Raw genomic sequence first — 20,242 nt, 5'->3', positions numbered from 1 at the left:
GTTTTACCGCTCCTCGACAAAGTAGTCCTCTGTGGCGGTTGTAGTGATAATCATGTCCGAGTTCTGCCTACCTTCCGTTGCGCACAAACGCTCGCCAACCTCAGCCAACAGATGATGCCCACACAGTCCAGGCCCGACGCGCTTTGTCCCGCCACCGACGGCCATGCTCGTGCGTTTCTGAAGCGCTTACTTCTAGCGCATGATCGAGAGCACTGCTCCATCCTCCCTCGCCATCAGCCCGAACTAGCAGCTTGCTATCGCTTCCATACATCTCCGCAAGAGAGCTCGAAGCCGGCCCCACGATGGGGGTTGAGTGCTCCATGCAGCGAATGGCGATGCCGCTCTGGAAGAAGCTCTTGTAAGGCACCACGACGACGGAACTGCTCGCCACCGCCTGATCCAGTTCGATCTCGGTGAGGAATTGGCTCGTGACATCCCATCCAGGCAGGGAGGGCCAGCCGCGCCCCATTATCTCCAGTCGTACGTTGCTGGTATTAGCGGCAATAGACCGAAGAGCGTCTAGATCCCGATCCATTTTGTACTGTCCGAGCACACGAACGACTTTCTCATCACCGGGTCGAGGCGTGAGGCCGCTTGCAGGCTCGAGTATCGGGTGAGGTAGATAAATTTTAGCTAGGCGCGGAACCGCAGCGTTCAGCTCCTTGCCGGCTCGCTCACTCATGTAGATGATGGAGACTTTGGAGCATAAGTTTGCGATCTTCTGCGCAAGTTTGCCATATCCCACTGAGCGCACCAGAGGCACCGGGTCATGGAATATTAGAAACGTGCGAGATCGGCACAAGACTTGGGCAAGAAGGACATCCCAGTAACCAAGTACTGGCCACATCACGATAGCCGCGTCAGCTTGCCTCGCGCCGATCAAGGCGCCGACATGCCGCTGGAGCCATCTCCAGCGCCGTTCGCTACTCTGAGATGGTTCTGGGAACGATTCAGAAGACAAATGAATTTCTTGATTCGCCAGCACGTCTCTCAGTTCATCTTCAAAATGCCGTAACGCCGCCCCGAGTGGGTTCACTATGTGGATAGTAATTGCGGTGCGGCCACCGTCGCGTGTGGCGGAAGGAAGGGGCGTGACGAGCCCTGCGAACACTTGCCGTAAAGGCTGTGTACTGTGACGCTTCACGCTTTGCTTCATCCCTCTTGTAATGCTCACCACTAGGGGAACCGTTCTTGACCGAAGATCCCGACCCTGCCTCTTAAAGAATAACCTCGAGTTTCTAGCTAGGTAGTAAAGCGGCATTCCGCCCGTCGCCTGCCAAGCCTCGGCGCCGGGCACCCAGACCACTCTGCCCCCTTCACGACGCAGTCGTAAATGATGGTCGACCTCCTCCATATAAAGAAAGTAATCTTCATCAATTGAACAACCCGATAGTGCGCTAGATCGGTACAGAAGGCAGGCACCGTCAAGCCAACTTCGGTCGACAGGCGGGGCGGCATGAGCACTCTGGTGATCAGGAACCGGAGTCTGGTGATGCTTCGGCATGCCAAAGATCGGGGAAATTTTCCCTCCAGTCGACCAAATCTGCTCCTCTCCCTCTCCGGTCAGAAGAGTTGGTCCGGCGACTGCTATTCGAGAATCGACTGACATCGCTTGGGCGAGACGCAGCAACGCGTCCTTCCTCATTCTGGTTTCATGAGTTAGCACTAACACCAGATCCGGGGCACCGCCGGCAGCGCGGGCGAGACTCGCAATTCCCGCATTTACGGCGGCCCCATAGCCCCGGTTCGGCGTGAAGAGCACGCTTGTGTGTGGCGGCAAACCTTCTTGGAGTTCCTGCCTCCTATCCTCTTCCTCACTGTTGTCAACAATGAGGATGGTCTCGCAAGCAAGAGATTGCTCGCTGAGGTCGTGCAATGTGTGCCGAAGCGAATTGTAGCTTTTGTGGTGAACAATCACCGCGGAGACACTCGGGAGCGGTACCCGACTGGTCGCACTAAGGACGCTCATGCCAACGCACCACCCGACGTGCTGGACTTTCGCATCCCGTTCTCAAGAAGCGTCTCGTAGGACCTGACAATGCTATTCCAGTCGAACCTCCTAACGGCTTCGGCAGTCGCAGTTCGTGATAGCTCGGCCTGTCTTGCCTGATCAGTCATTAGGTCGTCGATTGCGCGCACGATCTCTGCCACATTCGGTTCGACTAAGACACCCGCGGGGCCGAGTACTTCTCGGTTATAAGGAGTGTCCCGTGCCACGACGGGCGCACCACATGCCATCGCTTGAACCAATGCAGGGTTGGTCCCGCCCACGCTATGTCCGTGAAAGTAGGCTCCGGCATGCTCCCAAAGCGAGTTCAGCTTTTCATCATCATTCAGGTGACCGAGCCAGGTCACAAGCGGGAGCGTGGCCGCCAGGTGCTTGACCCGATCCTCGATTGGCCCGCTATACCCGGAGGACCCAACAATCACAACCGGCCAACGCTGGCCGAGTTCGCTTGCTGCATCGAGGAACTCAAGGATGCTGTTTTCTGGAACGAAGCGAGCGACAACCAGAATGTAACCCCTCGAGCGAAGTTCTGCTGGAACAGCCCTACCCTGCCCCGGTGTTCCTCCGTAGGGGACGTAATGACTTTCCCGCCCAAAGTCCTCCCTCCATATCCGCTGGATTTCGACAGAATCGGATATTAGGGTGTCGGCGTACTTCGCAGTCATTCGCGCGCCTTGCAGAAAAATCCATTTCGCGACCTTGCCCCACTTGTCACGCTTCCATTCGATTCCATCAACGTTGACCACGGTTGGAACTTTCCGAATTTTTAGTATCGGTAGCCAGAAGCCGTTTGCCACGTTCATAATCAAGGCTATTTCCGGTTTTTTGAAGGCCGTGTGAACGATAGAGGTGAGGCCGTACGAAAGAGTGCTTGCGGATTTCTTCTCAAGCCCGAAGGTCAGTTTGGACCGCACGCGTGCGTCCCGATACGGATAATTATGAGTGATGGAGTGCGGACGCCCATACACTGTAACATCCCATCCTTGGTCTGCCAGATGAGGGGCAATAAATCGAACTGCGGTTTCGAATCCGCCGTAGAAGCTCGGATATCCCCTGGTGCCTAAGATAGCAACTTTACGCGACATGCTGCTCCCACTTCATTCGAGACTCGAGCGACGATTCCGGCCGATTCCGGCCGATTCTAGTGCACCCAGATTTCATTCCGTTGACGTCCCACCCGGCGGGAAGCGTCATACCGGCGTCCTGCCGATGCTACCGCCAGGAAGTGCATCTACCGTGCAGCCGACGTCCCAGCTCCTCCTGTCGAGATTTGGCGCGTACCCTGAAGCAACCTGCAATGAAATTTGAAGACCCAAACACCCCACACACCGAGGGTTCCCCGGGGCACTCGGAAGCCGAGCGTGCAAGTGGTCTGATCCCGTCAGAAGCGGGTTCGAATGTGACCTCGGTCGATGTCCAAGTGACGGCGGCTGTTGCTCCAAGTGGATTGAGTCATCGCTCCAAACCCGTGCAGGGCGCCGGCTATAGTCGGCCGCACTCGGTGAGTCGAGGTAGTTGGAGCTCTGTCTAGACGCGCTCCCCATCAAAGGGCGAATCCTTGTGTCGGTGTCTTTAAGGCCGGCGCGCCGCGTCGAAGGGCTGACCGAGGCGCGCTCGCTATAGGATGCAGATGCGCCCTGCAAGCTGGCGTTGACCGGTTTCGGCTAGAGAGGTCTCAATTTGAATTTCAACGACTACATGCGAGTGCTTCGCCGCAGTTGGCTGCACGTGCTTGTATGTGCTCTCATCGGCCTGTTGGTCGGGGGGGGAATCTCACTCGCGATCAGTCCTACCTATACGGCTCAAACGCAGTTATTTGTTGCTACACAAAACTCGGGTTCTGTACAGGAGCTTCAGCAGGGCAACACCTTTACTCAGTCCCGCGTCCAGTCGTATGTCGACACGGTCACGACGCCATCCGTCCTTCAACCAGTGATCGACACACTTGGTCTCCCGTTAACGGGGGCCGAGCTTGCGGCGGACGTCGAGGCCTCAGCGGATCTGAATACGGTGATCTTGTCCATCTCTGCATCGAGCGATTCGCCAGTACTCGCCGCATCAATCGCTCAAGGTGTTGCCGACAGCACGATCAGGGCCGTCGATGAGCTTGAGCGGCCCACAAACGGCGGGCCATCGCCGGTGAAGCTCTCGGTAATAACGCCTGCGGCGGCACCTTCATCGCCGTCGGCACCGAATACTCCTCTCAATCTTGCGTTGGGCCTCCTGATTGGGCTACTTCTAGGCGGAACCACGGCGTTTCTCCGGCATGTCGTCGATAACAAGGTACGTGGGGAATCAGACGTTCGGGTTGCCACAAATGCGCCTATCCTGGGCGGAGTTTCCTTCGACTCTGATGCGCAGAAGAAACCGCTTTTGACCCAAGCTCCAACGCAAAGCCCTCGCGCCGAGTCCTTCCGGCAAATCCGCACGAATTTGCAGTTTGCGCATGTGAGCCACAAATCCAGAGCAGTTCTCGTGACCTCATCACTCCCCGGCGAAGGCAAAAGCACCACCGCAACCAATCTTGCAATCGCGATCGCTCAAGGCGGGCAGTCAGTCGTCCTCGTTGACGCCGACCTACGACGGCCGCGTGTGGATGAGTACCTCGGGCTTGAGCGCAACGCTGGTCTCACCACGGCCCTGATCGGTCGGGCCGATATCGAAGACCTACTGCAGCCATGGGGAGCTGACGAACTGTACATCCTGACGGCCGGGCAAATACCGCCCAACCCGAGTGAGCTGCTGGGATCTGACGCCATGAAGCAGCTGATCACTCGGCTCGAGCAGAAGTTCGACGCGGTCATCATTGATGCCCCTCCCCTGCTGCCCGTCACCGATGCCTCCGTGCTCGCCCAGCAGGTTGGCGGCGTAGTGGTCGTTGTCGGTTCCTCCAAGGTGAGGCTGCCCGACCTACAGAAAGCCCTCGGGAACCTCGAGCTGGTGGACGCGGACCTGCTTGGAATCGTCATCAATCTCCTGCCGAGCAAGGGACCTGATGCTTACGCCTACAGCTACTATTCGTACGATTCGGTAAGCGCGGCCACGATGAACGACGCACAGCCAGTTTCCCGGCGATCCACCGAGACTCCTCCCTCTGACTTCGATGAGCGGATCCTTGGAGTTCCGACTAACAACAAATAGTCAGCACGTCGCCGCTGTGCGGCCTGCCACAGAGCATGGGGAGCTGGTGTCAGAAATCAAAGAGAATATCGCGTGGACTTCGCGTTACGGGAGGCGGCTAGCCGTCGTCGACGCCGCTGTTGTTCTCTGGGCGACGGTCGGTGCGTTGATCGTCCGATTCGGGGTTCCCAAAGCAGAACGGCTGAGCGCGAGTGAACAACCCTACGTGGTCCTTTCTCTTCTCCTCGCTGCCGGCTGGTGGGCCATGCTGTCCCTGCGCGGTAGCCGCGAGGCAACCGTGTTGGGGCACGGCACGGAGGAGTACAAGCGGGTGGTCAGCGCCTCCCTCATCCTGTTCGGGGTCGTAGCGATCGTCAGCTACGCGCTACAGCTCGACACCGCTCGTGGATACGTCGGCGTGGCCCTTCCGGCCGGTCTCATCATGCTCCTCTCGTCCCGCGCGATAGTGCGTCGTTTTCTCCACATAGAACGCGAGCATGGTCGCAGCTCGCTCCGCGTGCTGGTGATCGGCAGCTCGAGCGGAGTGCGGCATCTTGCCGAATCCTTGCGTGCGCAACCGATGGCAGGCTACATCCCAGTAGGGGCTTACCTCCCCGGAGTCGAATCCGGCGCAAGCACTGCAGACCTTTTGGATTTGCCAGTGGTCGGGAGGGCTGTCGAGGCCGATGACATCGTCGCCGACATCAAAGGATTTAATCCGGACGCCGTAGCTCTCTCGAGCAGCATGCAGTTACCGCCGGAAACGATAAGGGCCCTCGGCTGGGCGCTTGCCGACCTGAACATCCGTCTCATCATGGCGCCTGCCCTAACGGACGTTGCCGGGCCGCGCATTCATACTCAGCCGGTTGCCGGTCTCCCTCTGATTCACGTCTCGACGCCAAACCTTGAGAATGGGCAGCGCTTCGTCAAGCGCACCACCGACCTTTTCGGTGCCGCCATGCTAATCATCGCTGTGTCTCCCCTCTTGGCCGCGCTCGCCCTGCTCGTGCGGTTGGACTCGCCAGGGCCCGTTCTGTTCCGGCAGGAGCGGGTTGGTACAGCCGGCGAGCGTTTCGAGATGTACAAGTTCCGATCCATGGTGGTGGACGCAGAGGCGAAGCTGGAGCAGCTCCGGGAAAATCACGAAGGCAACGAGGTCCTGTTCAAGCTCAAGAACGACCCCCGCATCACCAGGGTGGGCCGCGTGCTGCGCAAGTTCAGCCTCGACGAGTTGCCTCAGCTGTTCAACGTTCTAGGAGGGTCGATGTCTCTGGTAGGCCCCCGACCACCCTTGGCCGCCGAAGTTGAGCGCTACGACATCCGCGCGCACCGCCGACTGCTGGTCCGTCCCGGTATGACGGGGCTGTGGCAAGTCAGCGGCCGGTCGTTGTTGTCCTGGGATGAAACCGTTCGGCTCGACCTCTATTACGTGGAGAACTGGTCGTTTCTCGGTGACCTGACCATCCTGCTGCGTACATTCAAGGCCGTTGTCAGTCGCCACGGCGCCTACTAACGTCTCTCGCCTACTGCCCGAAGGACCTTCCGAATGACTGACCGATTGTCGCCGAGCTCTGCCCCCCCCGAAACCGAGCATCCTTGGCCTACCGCGGGCGCTTCACGCACGCAGAAGGGCGAACGCGGCAGGTGGATGCGCACACTGCTGGTGATCGCCGCCGTCGTGCTCGTCGTCCTGGCGGTCGTTGGTGGTTGGCTGGCCTACCGTGCGCAGCAGATCCGGAGCAATCTGGAAAGCAGCATGTCCCTCCTGCCGGAGCTTGAGGCGGCGGTCGTCGAGCGCGACGTCGACCGGACCAGCGCGGTGACGGCGGATCTTGAGGGGCATACAGCTGCTGCTCGTGCCGCCGGCACCGATCCGCTCTGGAAAGCCGCCTCCCTCGTGCCGTTCATCGGGCAGAACTTCAGCGCAGTGTCCGAAGTGACGGTGTCCGCCGATGACCTGGTGAATCGCGCGGTCGCTCCTATGGTCGACAAGTTCGCCGCTCTGGACTGGGATGCACTCACGCCCGTTGACGGGCGTATCGATACCGCTCCCCTCGCAGATATCGCTCCTACCCTGGCAGCAGCAGCCAAGACGGTGGACCTTTCCTACGGCCGCCTTGAGGAGATCGATCAGGAGGAGCTACTGCCGCAGATCGCCCGTCCGTTGCAGGACGCCGTCGCTGCACTCGGTGAAGTGCGCGGGCCTATCAATGACGCCTCGCGCGCCGGGCAACTTCTTCCCTCCATGCTGGGGGCCGGCGGTTCCCGGAACTACCTGGTTCTGGTGCAGAACAGCGCCGAAATCAGGGCGACGGGCGGCATCCCTGGAGCGCTGGCCGTGCTCACCGTTGATGACGGACGGATTTCCCTGACCGACCAGGGCAGTGCTACCGAACTGGGGAGGTTTAACCCGCCACTCGAGGTGGACCCCGCCCAGGAACAGATCTACTCGTCCCGCATCTCCACGTTCATGCAGAGCGCCAACCTCACGCCCGACTTCCCCACCGCGGCGTCCACAGCGCAGCGGATGTGGCAGGACCGCCACCCGGGCGCCGTCATTGACGGAGTGATAGCCCTTGATCCCGTAGTGCTGGCCAATATCCTCGGGGCCACAGGCCCCGTGGAGCTCGGGCGATTTGGCGATCCGGCCATGGACGCCCTTCTGGCCGACACACAGCTGCCCCCCGCGCTGGACTCCACGAATGTGGTGCCGACGCTCCTCTCGGACGTCTACGCGCAGATCGAACGACCGGTCCTGCAGGATGCCTACTTCGCAGCGGTAGCCGCCCGGGTGTTCGAAGCGCTGACCACATCCCAGGGCGACAGTCAGCGGCTCATCGATGCGCTCGTGACCAGTGCCGGGCAGGGACGTCTGTACCTGTGGTCTGCCTCGTTTGAGGAACAGGACCTCCTGACCCAAACCGGGCTCGCCGGCGCGGCTCTCGGACCTACCGCCGGCGGGGCGTCCTTCGGTGTGTACTTCAACGACGGCACGGGCGCCAAGATGGACTACTACGTGCGGCGTACCGTCCAGCTCGTCAAGAGCTGCCCGGGAAACGGATACTCACAGGTCACAGTCAAGGTGACGCTGACCAATACGGCGCCGATGGATGCCGCCACGAGTCTCCCCGAGTACGTGACCGGCGGCGGTGCCTTCGGTGTTGACCCGGGACGCGTGAAGACCAGCACCGTCAGTTATGGGCCCTCCCAGTCCTTCCTGCAGCAGGCACGAATCAACGGCGTCGATGTGCCCATCGGGTCCTTCGCGCACGGCAACCGACCGGTAGGCGTTCTCACCAGCGAGCTCGGTCCGGGCGAGACCGTGACCCTCGAGATGGACTTCTCGAAGGTGGTGCAGGAGACAGAGCCCGTGCTCGACGTGACGCCTACGGTGCAGGATCCGTCCGAGGTGCTCCTACCGACCGAGGGTTCGCAGTCCTGCGGCTGAGCCACCATAAAGGTCTCTGCAGGTCGCTCCTGTGCGGCTCAGGTTAACAGTGGGTTACATCGCCCGGTTTGACCTCTGACGTCTTCCGCTACTTGCTTCTTGTTGCTACCTTCTGAGTAGAGGTACTTCCTGCATACGTAGTAAATACGCAAGATTCGAGTAGGGCGCGTTATTGCTATAGGGTGTGGGAAGTTGACTCAGGGCAGTTGGGGAACGATCGCCCGAGCGCTTCGCCTGATTTTTTACTCGTCTCATTTTTCTTTCTTTTGGGGAGCCACCATGCGCAAGACCGCCTCTATCCTGGCCATCGCCGGATCCATCACCCTCCTGGGAGCAGGCGCGGCGCAGGCCGCTCCCCTGACCGACTACCCGGCGAACCAGACCGCCACCGTCAGCGACGGAACTATTGCTCCTGGCGAGTCTGTCACCTTCAGCATTCCCGGTGGCCTTTTCGAGCCCAACGAGGCGATTCGCTTCACGGTGGACCGCACCGACGCCACTCCGTCAGCGGCCGGCTTCGGCGCCGGCGGAGCGGCCTCCGCCCGCGGCGGCCTCATTGTGCTCAACCAGATCATCCTCGACGAGATCAAGCACGCCGATGGGGCTGGCAACTTCTCCACCACCGTCACGCTCGCCGAGGAGGGCGTTTACACGCTGACCGCGGCGGCCGTGGACGGCTCCCCTGCTCCCATCTCGCAGACCGTCGTCGTCGACTCCGACTACGCGACCAGCACGGGAACCACCGGCGGTACGACGGGCGGCACCACGGGCACCTCCGGCGGAACCACCACGGGCACCACCGCGACCAAGGGCGGCCTCGCCAACACCGGTATCGATTCCGCCATGGTCCTCTGGGGCGCAGCGGGCATCGGCGCACTCGGCCTGGGTGCCGGCAGCATCGTTGTTGCACGCCGCCGCTCCGTCGAGGCGTAACACCCCTCGTAGTTTCGGGTACTACGACGCCGGGCCGAAGCAATTGCTCCGGCCCGGCGTCGTACTACCTCATCAAACTTCGGTCAGGTTGCCCTGAATCCGGAGAAAGGGGCCAGCGGCAGCTGGGGACGGAATCTCGGTCTCAAGAAGACTCCTATGCCGCTGGCCCCGACTCCGGGACCCGCTTCCATTCGGGTGAGGGCACAAGCCCTTCTGCTGGTGCGGCCTTGCACCAACACGAGCAACATTACGGAATCCTGATGGGACCACCACCAGTACAGGGAACTTGCTTTTCACCCCCGTCTACGTGTGTACCCGCATCGGAGTACTTGCTCCCCACCCCCGACTACCTGCCGCCCGCCCGATCGTCAGTGCTGCTCCTGGTCCCCGGCGAATTCGGCGGCCAATTCCTCCCGCGTGGTGATGCCCAGCTTCCCGTAGATCCGGTAGAGATGCCCCTCGACCGTCCTCGTGGACAGAACGAGGGTCCGGGCGATCGCCCTGTTGGTGGCCCCCTCTGCCGCGAGCTTCGCGATCTCGCGTTCACGCGACGTCAGCTCGTGGGCACTGCGGAGGTCGCCCTCCTCGTGCACCGGCATCCCCTCGAGGAGCGACTGCCGCCGGCGCATGGCGCGCAGGGCCACGCGCCTGGCCCTCACATCCCCCTTCTCGGCGTACAGGCGCATTGCCCTGGCCGAGGCATCCGCAGCGAGCGGTATCTTCTGGAGCGCCTCGGCATGGTCCGCGGCCGTGAGCAACGCATCCGGGTCCGCCGCCGTCAGCGCATGCGCGTACTGCGAGACCACCTGCGCCTCCGCGCCCTCGAAAGTGTCCGCGAGCTCGGCAAGCCGCCAGGCGCTCGCCGTGTCCCCGAGTTCCACCAACAACTCCAGGACATCCTTCTCGCACGCGGGGAAAGGAGCGGACTCGGCGGTATCGGCGACGTCGCGGAGCGCGTTCAGATCACGGCCCGACTCGGCGCCGTCGGAGGTCGCGGCAGCGAGGAAGGCACGGCCGAGGACCAGATGCGCGCGGCTGCCGGTCGTCGCCACCGCGCTGAACTCCTGCTCGAAGCCGCGCGCGGCGTCCTTCTCCCCCACCGAGTACGCCGCCCAGGCGGCGACGCCGAGCGCGTAGGGCAGCAGCATCTCGGTGTCCGTCTGCCGGAGCGCCGCGAGCGCAGGCTCGAGGATGCGCAGCGCTGAACGGAAACGGCCCCGCCGTACCTCCACGAACGCCTGCAGTGTGGGCAGGGCCCCGCTGAGGTAGCTCAGGTCCACGAGGGGTTCCCGGCGGTACTCGTCCAGCACCTGCGTGGCCGTGGAGAAGTCGCCTGCGTGGATGAGCGCGCCGGCATACTGCGCGACGACGGGCGCCCGCAGGTGCTCGAGGTCCCCCTGGGACCTGTTCACCTCGTCGAGGGCGGATCGCAGCTCCGCGAGGGCGGAGTCCCAGGCTCCGGACGCTCCCTCGATGATGCCGCGGAACATCGACACCAGCACGGGCACATGGGCGGCCGGCCCGACATCCGCGAAGGACACCGAGCGATCGAGGGCGTCCAATTCTCCGCCTCCTGTGGAGAGCTGCCCCTCCAGGACCCAGCCGAGCACGTGCAGGAGCCTCAGGTCCTTCCGTGCGGCCTCGGCGCTGTCCGCCGTCGTCCGGTTGCCGTCGTCCGGCTCTGAAGGAGCAGCATACAGGCGTTGCGCGCAGGCATCGGCGATGGAGTGCACGATGCCGGGGGCGTCGCCGCGTCGCACGCAGGCGAGCGCCTTGAGACTGGCGGCGTCCACCAGCGGCCCTTGCGCGGCAGAACCTGACAGCACCTGGTCGAGCATCGCGATGGCCACCGCGTACTCACCCAGGACCAGCCGTACCCGTGCTTCCTCGACCGTCGCAGCGGCGTCACCGGTCTCGGGCCGCGCGGCACCCGCGAAGCGCAGCGCTGACTCCGGACGCGAGACGTATGCGGCGATCCTGGCGGCGTCCAGCAGGACCGTGGCCGGGACCGTCACACCGGCGTCGAGTGCCCAGTTCAGGTACTCGATCCGCCCGTCCTGCAGGGCGGGCAGCACCACGTCCTCGTCGAAGACCTGGCGACGCAGGTCCGCACTCCTACCGGCCGGGACCAGCGCCCGCATGATGCGCGTCATCATGGGATGCGTGACGCGCAGGGGCCCGGTGGGTGCACCCGGATGGCGCAGGAGTCCGCGGCGCAGGAGCTGCTGGGCCACGGTGTCCTCCTCGACCCGGGCAAACCGTGCAGGACTCAGACCACCACTGAGAGCGACGGCCTCGAACGCGTTGCGTTCCTGCTCGCTGAGCCCCTGGAGCAGTGTCTTCGCAAGATCCATCAGCGGCGGACCGGGCGGACTGAAGCGACCGGAGAGGCACCACACGCCGTCCCGCCTCATGATCTCCCCCGTGGTCAAGGAATGATTGAGCAGTGCCCGCAGCATGAGCGGGTTCCCGGCACTCTGGCGCGCGAAGTAGGCTTCCGCTCCCCGCGTCATGGGCCCTCCCAGAACCGCTTCGCTCAGCGTGCCGACGTCGGCGTCGGTGAGGCCCGTGATGTCCACGCGACTGATGAAGCCATCGGTGTAGAGAGAGAACAGTTCGCCAGAGCGGGGGACGATCCCGTTGGAGAAGAGGACCACCTTGATGGTGCGGGAGATCACCAGCTGGGTGAGGATGTGGCTGCTGTCGTCGTCGAGGTACTGGGCGTCATCGACCACCACCACGGCGTCGCGCCCCTGGGACGCCTCCCGCAGGTAGGCGACGAGGATCCGAAGGACGGACAGGGAGGATCCGAGCGCCTGCGGCGTGGCGTGCGAGAGGTACGCGCCGAGTGCCCCGTAGGGGACGTCGGCCAGGCCCTCCGTGGCGCGGATGACGAAGCTCCGTTTTTGGTGGCCGTCGATGATCGGCACCAGGCGGCGGGCCACCGCGCTCTTGCCCACACCGGTCTCGCCGACGACGAGCGCTCCGTGCAGGTCGGGGTGGGTCAGGGTGTGGACTATGGGACCCAGGATCCGCTCGACACCTACGAGGGGAACCTGTCCCTCCTCACGGGGGATCACTGCAGCGGAGTGGGTAGGAGTTCGGCCAGCTGCAGCCGGGAGGAGACGTGCAGTTTCGAGTAGATCTGGTACAGATGGCCCTCGATGGTCCGCACGGAGACGCACATGATCTCGGCGATCTCCCGGTTCGCGTAGCCGCTTGCTGCCAGCTGCGCTATCTCGCTCTCGCGCGGCGTGAGGCTGTCCAGCTGCGACATGGGGCCGCCGGCCGTCTCGATGACGAGGACCTGCCGCGCCCTCTGCTGCACCTCGCGCACGGTGGACTTGTTGCCCAGCGCCTGGGCCGCGTTCAGGGCGGACCGCGCGGCGTCGCGACCGAAGTTCTGGTCGCCACTGGCCGCCGCCAGTTCCATGGCCTGCAGCAGGACCTCCGCGTCGCGGTGGCTGATGCCCTTGGCGAACATCTCGCTGAGGCGGGCGAACGGTCCCTGCACCCGGGCAGCGACGTCGGAAAGCTCTGCGAGCGCTCCGGTGTTGCCGAGGCGCACCGAACTCGTGAAGGCCGACAGTTCGAAGAGCGAGGCTCCCCGCTCCCGGTCCCTCTGCCCCAGGACCTGCAGCTGCTGGGCAGCGGTGGCCTTCGGCTCGCGCAGTCCGAGGCTGGTGAGCTGCAGCTGGGCCGCCAGCCGGCGCACCGTCCAGGGCACGCCCGGGGCGGGTTCCGCGTGGACGAGGAAGGGGATGGCGTCCTGAACGTTCCGGGACATGGTGTGGCAGTAGGCGATCGCCGCGGCGGCGACCGGCAGGAGACGGTGGGGATCGCTGACCCTGAGCTGGCGGAACGCCGGGGTCAGGAGCCCCAGGGCGTCCTCGGGCTGCCCGTACCGGCTGAGGACGAGCCCCAGGGAGAGCTGCACGGCGGACCCGCGGTGCGCCACCTCGCTGTCCCCGGCATCGAGCCCGAGGCGCCGTGCGCCATTGGCCCAGCTGCCGGAGCCACTGTAGACCACGGCGAGGCGGAGGTAGGCCACCTCCCGCGTGCGGTGGCTCACCGTGCCGTGGCGCAGCCGGTCGGCGATGTCGTCGGCGAGCTGGAGGGCGTCCAGCTGGCTCTCCAGCATGGCCCACGCCTCGCACAGGAGCACGTCGGTGCGGATCTTCCGGTCGAGGCCGGGCGGGTAGGGCGCTTCCTGCAGGGACAGCACCAGGTCCCTGGAACGCTCGAACTCGCCGTTCAGCGACGCCAGTTCCGCCCGTGTCATCACGATCTCCGCCTCGAGTGCGGTTCGCTCACCGGTATCCTCCAGTGTGCTGACGAGCTCCTCGGCGCAGTCGAGGGGTTCCTCGCCGTTGAGGCCGAGGATGTTGCGCAGCACGGCGTCGGCCAGGAGGAGTTGCACGGCGTCGGCCGGTGCGGCCTTCTCCAGCAGCGGCATGGCGAGTGAGAGGGCGTTCGCCGCGTCCTCGAAGCGGCCGGCGTCCGTGAGCGCCCAGATGCGTTCAGCCGCGACGGGGGCCGAGGACCGGTGCAGGTCGTGGACCTCGGCGAACAGGACGGCGTCGCAGTACCGGCCGGCAGTGCGCGCCGACCGCGCCGCGGCGAGGCACAGCCCGGTGGGGACGGACTCGTGGCACCGCACCAGCCAGCGGGCGTGCCGCTCGGGGTCGAGGGCACCCATCAGGGCGGTGTCCCCCGCCAGCCGCTCGTACAGTTCGCGGGAGCGCTGCACGGAGAGGGACTCCGCGGCACCCTCTGCCAGGACCGCGTTGGAGAGCTCCGCGTACTCCTGCATGCCGTGCCGGACGGCGACGAGCCCCGCCGACTGCAGGCTGTCCACGGCGGCGCTGCCCGCAAGGCCGTGCGCGGTCGCCAGGGGCAGTCGACCGGCGAGGGCCAGGGTGTGGGCGACGTCGCGCTCTGCGCTCGGCAGGCCCTCCACGAGGGCGAGCGCAGCCTCGGCGATCTCGGTCGGCACAGGGGTGGTGCCGTGCAGGAGCACCCAGGTGCCGTCCTGCTTGACGATCCGGCGACCGCGCAGGGCCCGGGTGGCGGCCTGCAGGAAGCGTGCGTTACCCCCGCTCATCGTCAGGAGCAGGTGCACGCATTCCACGCTGACCGGTCCCTCGAGTTCGGCCTCGAGGAAAGCCCGGGCCTCGGCGGTGGTGAAGGGCGAGAGGTCGAAACGCTTCAGGGAACCCTCACGCCAGAGCGAGGCGAACATGGGGTCCGCGGCCGTGAAGTCCTGCGAGGTCAGCAGCACGCTGGCCGTGCCGTTGAGGACCAGCTGCGTGATCAGGGCCGCCGAGGACGGATCGAGGTACTCGATGTTGTCGACGGCGAGGACCACACGCCGGCCTCGTGCCTGGAAGTTCAGCAGGCCGGAGACCGCCTGGAGCACCATCACGGGGTGGTCCATCACGTCCGCCTCGAGCTCCGAGAGCAGGAAGTTCACCGGGCGGAACGCCTGGTGGGCGGACCCCTTGGAGCCACGGATGCGGATGACGAGCAGCTCCGCGGCATGGGACGTCAGCGCCTGCTGCATGATGGCGGTCTTGCCGACGCCGGCGTCACCCACGAGCACCGCGCCGACCGACCCGGCGGAGAGCAGGGCTTCCTCGACCGCGGCGACGACGTCCTCCCGGCCCACGAAGAACGGAGCCTCTGCCAGCCGGCTCATAGTGGCACCGCCGTGCGTTCGGCGGGGAGGAGTGACGAGGTAATCGTGATGCCAAGGAGGTGCAGATCCATCGGACTACTTCCAGGGTTCGGAGAATGTGTGGTTCCCCATGAGCCTAGGAAGGCTGCCGACTGTCGACACGAGTAGCACTTACTGGAGTTCCACGCCACCTACTCGCGCTACACCCGAGTAGTTCCGGTAAGGATACTTGCTAATCCCGCAATTATTACCTGCCATGCGAGTGCTGCATCACTCACCCCTCATGCCGGTTCTCTGTCAGGCGTTGCCGTCGAACAGGCTGGTGACCGAGCCGTCGTCGAACACCTCGCGGATCGCGCGGGCGATCAGTGGCGCGATGGATAGCACCGTCAGCTGCGGGAAACGCTTCTCCGACGGGATGGGCAGCGTATTGGTGACCACCACCTCGCGGGCACCCGATTCGGCGAGGCGTCGGGCCGCCGGGTCCGAGAAGACCGCATGCGTTGCCGCGATGATGACGTCCTTGGCGCCGGCGTTCTTCAGCACCTGCACGGCGCCGGAGATCGTTCCGCCGGTGTCGATCATATCGTCGATGAGCACGCAGGTTCGTCCCTCCACCTGGCCCACCACCTGCTTGGAGACCGCCTGGTTGGGTACGGTGAGGTCGCGGCTCTTGTGCACGAAGGCCAGCGGTGCGCCGCCGAGGCGCTCGGCCCACTGCTCCGCGACGCGCACGCGCCCGGTGTCCGGGGAGACCACGGTGACGTTGTCGGCGTCAACCCGTGACCTGATGTAGTCCGCCAGGAGCGGGATGGCCATCAGATGGTCCACGGGTCCGTCGAAGAAGCCCTGGATCTGCGAGGTGTGCAGGTCCACGGACATGAGTCGGTTGGCGCCGGCGGTCTTGTAGAGGTCGGCCACGAGGCGCGCGGAGATGGGCTCGCGGCCGCGGCCCTTCTTGTCCTGGCGCGCGTACGGGTAGAACGGCGAGACCACGGTGATGCGCTTGGCCGAGGCACGCTTGAGGGAGTCCACCATGATCAGCTGCTCCATGAGCCAGTTGTTCAGCGGAGCAGGGTGCGCCTGGATGACGAAGACGTCCGTCCCGCGCACGCTCTCCCCCGAGCGCACGTAGATCTCACCGTTGGCGAAGTCGTAGGCGGACACAGGCAGGAGCTCGGTGCCGAGCCACTGCGCGATCTCCTCGGCCAGTTCGGGGTGGGCACGTCCGGAGGCGAGGACGAGTTTCTTCTCGCCGCGTGCGGTGATCTCGCTCATGCGTGGGTGCTCTCTTCTGTGGTTGTGCTCTCAGGAGTGGTGCTGCGGGTGGCAGCTGCTGCAGCCGCCGAATCCGGTCGTTTCTCCGCGACCCAGCCGTCGATGTTCCGCTGGGGCGCCACGCTCAGGGCGAGGGAACCGGCGGGGACGTCCTGGCGGACGATCGCGCCCGCACCGGTGTAGGCGCCGTCGCCCACGGCCACCGGGGCCACGAAGACGGTGTTGGAGCTGGTGCGCACGTGCGAGCCGATGGTGGTGCGGTGCTTGTTGACGCCGTCGTAGTTGGCCGTGATGTTGCCGCAGCCGATGTTGGTGTACTCGCCGATCTCGGCGTCGCCCGCGTAGCCCAGGTGGGAGAGCTTGGAGCCACGGCCGATCGTCACGTTCTTGGTCTCGTAGAACGCGCCGATCTTGCCCTCCTCGCCCAGGACGGTACCCGGGCGGAGGTAGGTGAAGGGGCCCACGCTGGCACCGGCGCCGATGCGGGAGCCACTGCCGTGCGTGCGCACCACGTGGGCGGCCTCGCCGACCGCGACGTCCGTGAGGGTGGTGTCGGGTCCGACAACGGCGTCCCTCGCGATCCGGGTGCCGCCGTGCAGCTGCGTGTTGGGCAGCAGCGTGACGTCCTCCTCGAGGACCACGGTGGAGTCGATCCACGTGGTGGCCGGGTCCACGACGGTCACGCCCGCGCGCATCCACCCCTCCACGACGCGGCGGTTCAGTTCGGCGCCGAGCGCGGACAGCTGCACGCGGTCGTTGGCGCCCTCCACCTGCCAGCGGTCCGCGAGGACGACGGCGGCGACACGCCCTCCTCCTGCACGGGCGATCGCGACGACGTCCGTGAGGTACATCTCGCCCTGGGCGTTGGCGGTGTCCACGTGGGTCAGGGCGTCCCTCAGGACGGCGGCGTCGAACGCGTAGATGCCGGAGTTGACCTCCCGGATGGCATGCTGCTGGGGCGAGGCGTCCTTGTGCTCGACGATCGCCACCACGGTGCCGTCGTCATGCCGCTGGATGCGGCCGTAGCCCGTGGGGTCGTCCAGGACGGCGGTGAGGACGGAGACCGCGTTGCCGTCGCCCTGGTGGACCGCGACGAGTTCGGTCAGGGTCTCGGGCGTCAGCAGGGGGACGTCGCCGTACGTCACCACGATGGTGCCGGTCAGCTGCTCCTGAGCGCGTGCGTCGAGTGCCTCGAGGGCCACCTGCACGGCGCGGCCGGTGCCAGGGACGTCGTCCTGATCCACGAGGACGGCGTCCGCGTCGAGGACGGCCACGTGCTCGGCGACGCGGTCACGCTCGTGGCGGACGACGACGGCGAGCTCGCGGGGGTTCACGCCGCGGGCGGCATGCAGCGCGTGGCCGACCATGGACAGGCCACCGATGGCGTGCAGGATCTTGGGGGTACGGGACTTCATCCGGGTGCCCGCGCCCGCGGCGAGGACGATCACCGCGGCGGGCGCTGCCTGCGCTTCCTGCGGGTGTGCAGCGGCGATCGATCCGTCGTGGTTGCTCATGAAGAAGCGCTCCTAGCTTTAGCCGACCGGCGGTCCGGGATCCTGACCCGATCGGCCGAGGACTGTCCCTGTTCCGCCCATAGGATTCGAACCTATACTCCACAGCTCCAAAGGCTGGGGTGCTGCCGTTACACCAGGGCGGACCGCGAGCACGCCCAGCCGCCGGCGGAGCATGTACGCACGGTGTACTAGTTTGCCATGCCGGGAAGGAGGGGGCGACCCGGCCGCCCCTCGCCGCCGACCCCCTCGCCGCCGGCTTGCCGCCACTCGCCTGCACCCTGCCGCCGTCGCCCCGCCACCACCCGCCGTCGTTCCTTCTTTTTGCGCCGGACCGGCCGGGCGTCCCGCTCGTTTCCGGTGTGCCACGCACTCAGGTGATCGAAAACATGGAACGACGGTGGCTGCTGGACCGGGCACCGATGCCCAGTCCCTGCTCGGCCCCGCGTGTTCACATGCGGCGCTGCTGGGCCCCACCTCTGACCGAACCGGCATCTACTGCGGGGATGACGCTGGAAACAACGCTGGCATTTCTCGGAGGGGCGGCACCCACCCACGTCCTGCGCTCACGAGGGGTCACCCAATGGGAGATCAATCGTGGGGTGGACGACGGCCGCGCCCTGCGCATCCGCCGAGGAGTGCTGGCACTGCCGGACACCCCACCCGAATTGGTCACAGCCGTCCGTGAGCACGCCCGGCTCACCTGCATCTCGGCTGCGACCTACTACGGACTGTGGCGGGTCCGCGAGCCGGCGGAGGTGCACCTGAGTCGGCTGGAGAGGACTGCCGCCGACTGCGTGAACCATTGGTCCCGGTCAGTGGCCGCGCATGAGCGTCTTCCGGTGGTCGGGCTCGCCGATGTGCTGGTGCACGTGCTTCAGTGCCGGCCCGAGGAGGAGTCGGTCGCCATGGTCGAGTGTGCTCTGAGGCTCGGGCGCCTGGACAGCGGTGTCCTCGAGGCGCGGCTACGGGGTCGCCGGAATGGGAAGGCACGCGCCGCGTTGGCGAAGGTCGAGTGCTCGGCGGATTCGGCGATCGAGGTCGTCGCACGGTTGCTCCTCCGGGGCGCGGGCCTCCAGGTCCGCCCACAGGTGCAGATCCCAGGGGTCGGCCGAGTGGACTTCCTCGTCGAGGGCTTCCTGGTGGTCGAGATCGACGGTGCGGCCTACCACTCCGACCGGCAATCGTTGCGGCGCGACAGGCTGAGGAACAACGCGGCCGTCGCCTCGGGGTACACCGTCCTCCGCTTCACCTACGAGGACGTCATGTTCTATCCCCAGGAGCTTCTTGCCCTGGTGCTGAAGGTCCTCGCCGGTCCTCGGGTCCGATGACGACCCTCCATCGTTCCTGACTTATGGGCCGTCGTTGGCGGAACGGACCCGTGGTCCACCCGCGGACGCTGGTGGCTGTGCCCACAACCTGGAACGACGGATGCTGCAGGCCCCCGACAGCCTGAGAAAGGAAGCACGATGCCCGCGTCGTGTCTCCCTCGGCGCCCGGCCGGCGGGCGCATCGATCCAGCGGTCTTGCCATGGAAGCGTTGTGAGCCGCGCACGGCAGGGCTAGATTAGCGACCATGCGTCCTCCCCGGCCAGAGATGTCCAACGCGGTTCCGCCTCCCATGATGGTGAAGCAGGAGCCGCCCCGACTGCTCCGGATAGCCGGCGGTCTGTGGCTGCTCGGAGTGTTGGCCGGTGTGGCGGCGATCGTCCTGGCCGTCCTCGACCGGGAGAACCTCCTGACGGACCTGCAGGACACCGCGTTGACCATCGACAGCCAGGCAGCCGTGGAGGACGCCGAGCAGGTAGCCCTGATCGCCTTCTGGGGAACCCTCGGGGTGTTCGCCGCGGTGCTGCTGATCACGGCGCTGCTCGTCCCGCCGCTGCTCCGTGGACGTGGCTGGATCCGCTGGACCCTCGCGACGGTCCTCGTCCTCGACGCCGGCGCCGTGCTCCTCGTCCAGGCGTTCCTAGAGACCGACGCCGGCGGATTCCAGTCCGTGCCTCAGCTGGCCGTCCTGCAGCTCGCCCTGGCATTCCTCGCGCTGGTGCTGACGCTGCTGCCGCCGGTCTCGCGCTGGTTCAAGGGACCCCACCTGGTCCAGTGACCCCGACCGGCCTCGCACCGGTCCGGGCGACACCACCTGGTGCAGTGGCCCCACGGCCGGTCTCGCGCTGGTTCAGGACACCTCAATCTGATGCATTGACCGCCGGTCGGCGCACCCTGCACGCGCGGGGCGCCCGCCCGGCATCCGGTCCGGGCACGAC

Annotated in this window: 12 protein-coding genes and 1 tRNA gene; 6 read left to right on the top strand and 7 right to left on the bottom strand. The window is 65.3% G+C overall.

Annotation, left to right across the window (positions count from 1 at the left end; all coding sequences use genetic code 11):
• Positions 1 to 100: 100 nt before the first annotated feature.
• A complete protein-coding gene (locus CI785_RS07260; RefSeq protein WP_157940197.1) occupies positions 101 to 1,918 on the bottom strand; it encodes a glycosyltransferase in 1,818 nt (605 codons plus the stop codon).
• A 47-nt stretch (positions 1,919 to 1,965) separates the two neighbouring features.
• A complete protein-coding gene (locus tag CI785_RS07255; protein WP_105031409.1) occupies positions 1,966 to 3,093 on the bottom strand; it encodes a glycosyltransferase in 1,128 nt (375 codons plus the stop codon).
• 595 nt (positions 3,094 to 3,688) lie between these two features.
• On the opposite strand from CI785_RS07255, the gene CI785_RS07250 reads away from it, so the two are divergent.
• The 4 genes from CI785_RS07250 (at position 3,689) to CI785_RS07235 (ending at position 9,509) form a co-directional block, all read left to right on the top strand.
• Positions 3,689 to 5,149, top strand: a complete 1,461-nt coding sequence (locus CI785_RS07250; protein WP_105031408.1) for a tyrosine-protein kinase domain-containing protein — start codon at positions 3,689 to 3,691, stop codon at positions 5,147 to 5,149.
• 46 nt (positions 5,150 to 5,195) lie between these two features.
• Positions 5,196 to 6,641 carry a sugar transferase gene (locus CI785_RS07245; protein ID WP_338064882.1) on the top strand — a complete coding sequence of 482 codons (1,446 nt, stop codon included), beginning with the start codon at positions 5,196 to 5,198 and terminating at the stop codon, positions 6,639 to 6,641.
• Between the two features lie 135 nt (positions 6,642 to 6,776).
• Positions 6,777 to 8,576, top strand: coding sequence for a DUF4012 domain-containing protein (locus tag CI785_RS07240; protein WP_240615059.1), 1,800 nt, complete (start codon positions 6,777 to 6,779; stop codon positions 8,574 to 8,576).
• A 279-nt stretch (positions 8,577 to 8,855) separates the two neighbouring features.
• Positions 8,856 to 9,509 (top strand): LPXTG cell wall anchor domain-containing protein, encoded by a 654-nt coding sequence (locus CI785_RS07235; RefSeq protein WP_105031406.1) that lies wholly within the window; start codon positions 8,856 to 8,858, stop codon positions 9,507 to 9,509.
• 368 nt (positions 9,510 to 9,877) lie between these two features.
• Here the strand turns inward: CI785_RS07235 and CI785_RS07230 are convergent, their stop codons facing one another.
• The 5 genes from CI785_RS07230 to CI785_RS07210 all read right to left on the bottom strand — a co-directional run bounded on the left by CI785_RS07230 (position 9,878) and on the right by CI785_RS07210 (position 18,121).
• Entirely contained in the window at positions 9,878 to 12,589 is a 2,712-nt protein-coding gene (locus CI785_RS07230; protein WP_170068222.1) for a LuxR C-terminal-related transcriptional regulator, read from the bottom strand.
• Entirely contained in the window at positions 12,586 to 15,207 is a 2,622-nt protein-coding gene (locus CI785_RS07225) for a LuxR family transcriptional regulator (RefSeq protein ID WP_105031404.1), read from the bottom strand. Before CI785_RS07225 ends, CI785_RS07230 begins: the two co-directional genes overlap by 4 nt.
• Positions 15,208 to 15,483: 276 nt before the next feature.
• Positions 15,484 to 16,464, bottom strand: a complete 981-nt coding sequence (locus tag CI785_RS07220; protein ID WP_105031403.1) for a ribose-phosphate diphosphokinase — start codon at positions 16,462 to 16,464, stop codon at positions 15,484 to 15,486.
• Positions 16,461 to 17,978 carry a bifunctional UDP-N-acetylglucosamine diphosphorylase/glucosamine-1-phosphate N-acetyltransferase GlmU gene (gene glmU / locus CI785_RS07215; protein WP_105031402.1) on the bottom strand — a complete coding sequence of 506 codons (1,518 nt, stop codon included), beginning with the start codon at positions 17,976 to 17,978 and terminating at the stop codon, positions 16,461 to 16,463. The genes CI785_RS07220 and glmU overlap by 4 nt, the downstream gene beginning before the upstream one ends.
• A gap of 71 nt (positions 17,979 to 18,049) precedes the next feature.
• A tRNA-Gln gene (locus CI785_RS07210) sits at positions 18,050 to 18,121 on the bottom strand.
• 360 nt (positions 18,122 to 18,481) lie between these two features.
• Here CI785_RS07210 and CI785_RS07205 point away from each other — a divergent pair.
• On the top strand, positions 18,482 to 19,306 hold the full coding sequence (locus CI785_RS07205; RefSeq protein ID WP_157940196.1) for a DUF559 domain-containing protein: 825 nt from the start codon (positions 18,482 to 18,484) through the stop codon (positions 19,304 to 19,306).
• 290 nt (positions 19,307 to 19,596) lie between these two features.
• Positions 19,597 to 20,082, top strand: coding sequence for a hypothetical protein (locus CI785_RS07200; RefSeq protein WP_105031400.1), 486 nt, complete (start codon positions 19,597 to 19,599; stop codon positions 20,080 to 20,082).
• The last annotated feature ends 160 nt before the right edge of the window (positions 20,083 to 20,242 follow it).

Source organism: Arthrobacter ruber, assembly GCF_002954225.1.
Lineage (GTDB): Bacteria > Actinomycetota > Actinomycetes > Actinomycetales > Micrococcaceae > Arthrobacter_D > Arthrobacter_D ruber.
Note: the sequence above shows the minus strand (reverse complement) of the source record. Positions and strands in the feature narration are given on the sequence as shown.

Excerpts from the sequence above, each read along its gene's own strand:
- glmU (WP_105031402.1), bottom strand. The coding sequence starts at position 17,978 with ATGAGCAACCACGACGGATCGATCGCCGCTGCACACCCGCAGGAAGCG.
- CI785_RS07200 (WP_105031400.1), top strand. The coding sequence starts at position 19,597 with ATGATGGTGAAGCAGGAGCCGCCCCGACTGCTCCGGATAGCCGGCGGT.
- CI785_RS07205 (WP_157940196.1), top strand. The coding sequence starts at position 18,482 with ATGACGCTGGAAACAACGCTGGCATTTCTCGGAGGGGCGGCACCCACC.
- CI785_RS07225 (WP_105031404.1), bottom strand. The coding sequence starts at position 15,207 with ATGAGCCGGCTGGCAGAGGCTCCGTTCTTCGTGGGCCGGGAGGACGTC.
- CI785_RS07220 (WP_105031403.1), bottom strand. The coding sequence starts at position 16,464 with ATGAGCGAGATCACCGCACGCGGCGAGAAGAAACTCGTCCTCGCCTCC.
- CI785_RS07235 (WP_105031406.1), top strand. The coding sequence starts at position 8,856 with ATGCGCAAGACCGCCTCTATCCTGGCCATCGCCGGATCCATCACCCTC.
- CI785_RS07255 (WP_105031409.1), bottom strand. The coding sequence starts at position 3,093 with ATGTCGCGTAAAGTTGCTATCTTAGGCACCAGGGGATATCCGAGCTTC.
- CI785_RS07240 (WP_240615059.1), top strand. The coding sequence starts at position 6,777 with ATGCGCACACTGCTGGTGATCGCCGCCGTCGTGCTCGTCGTCCTGGCG.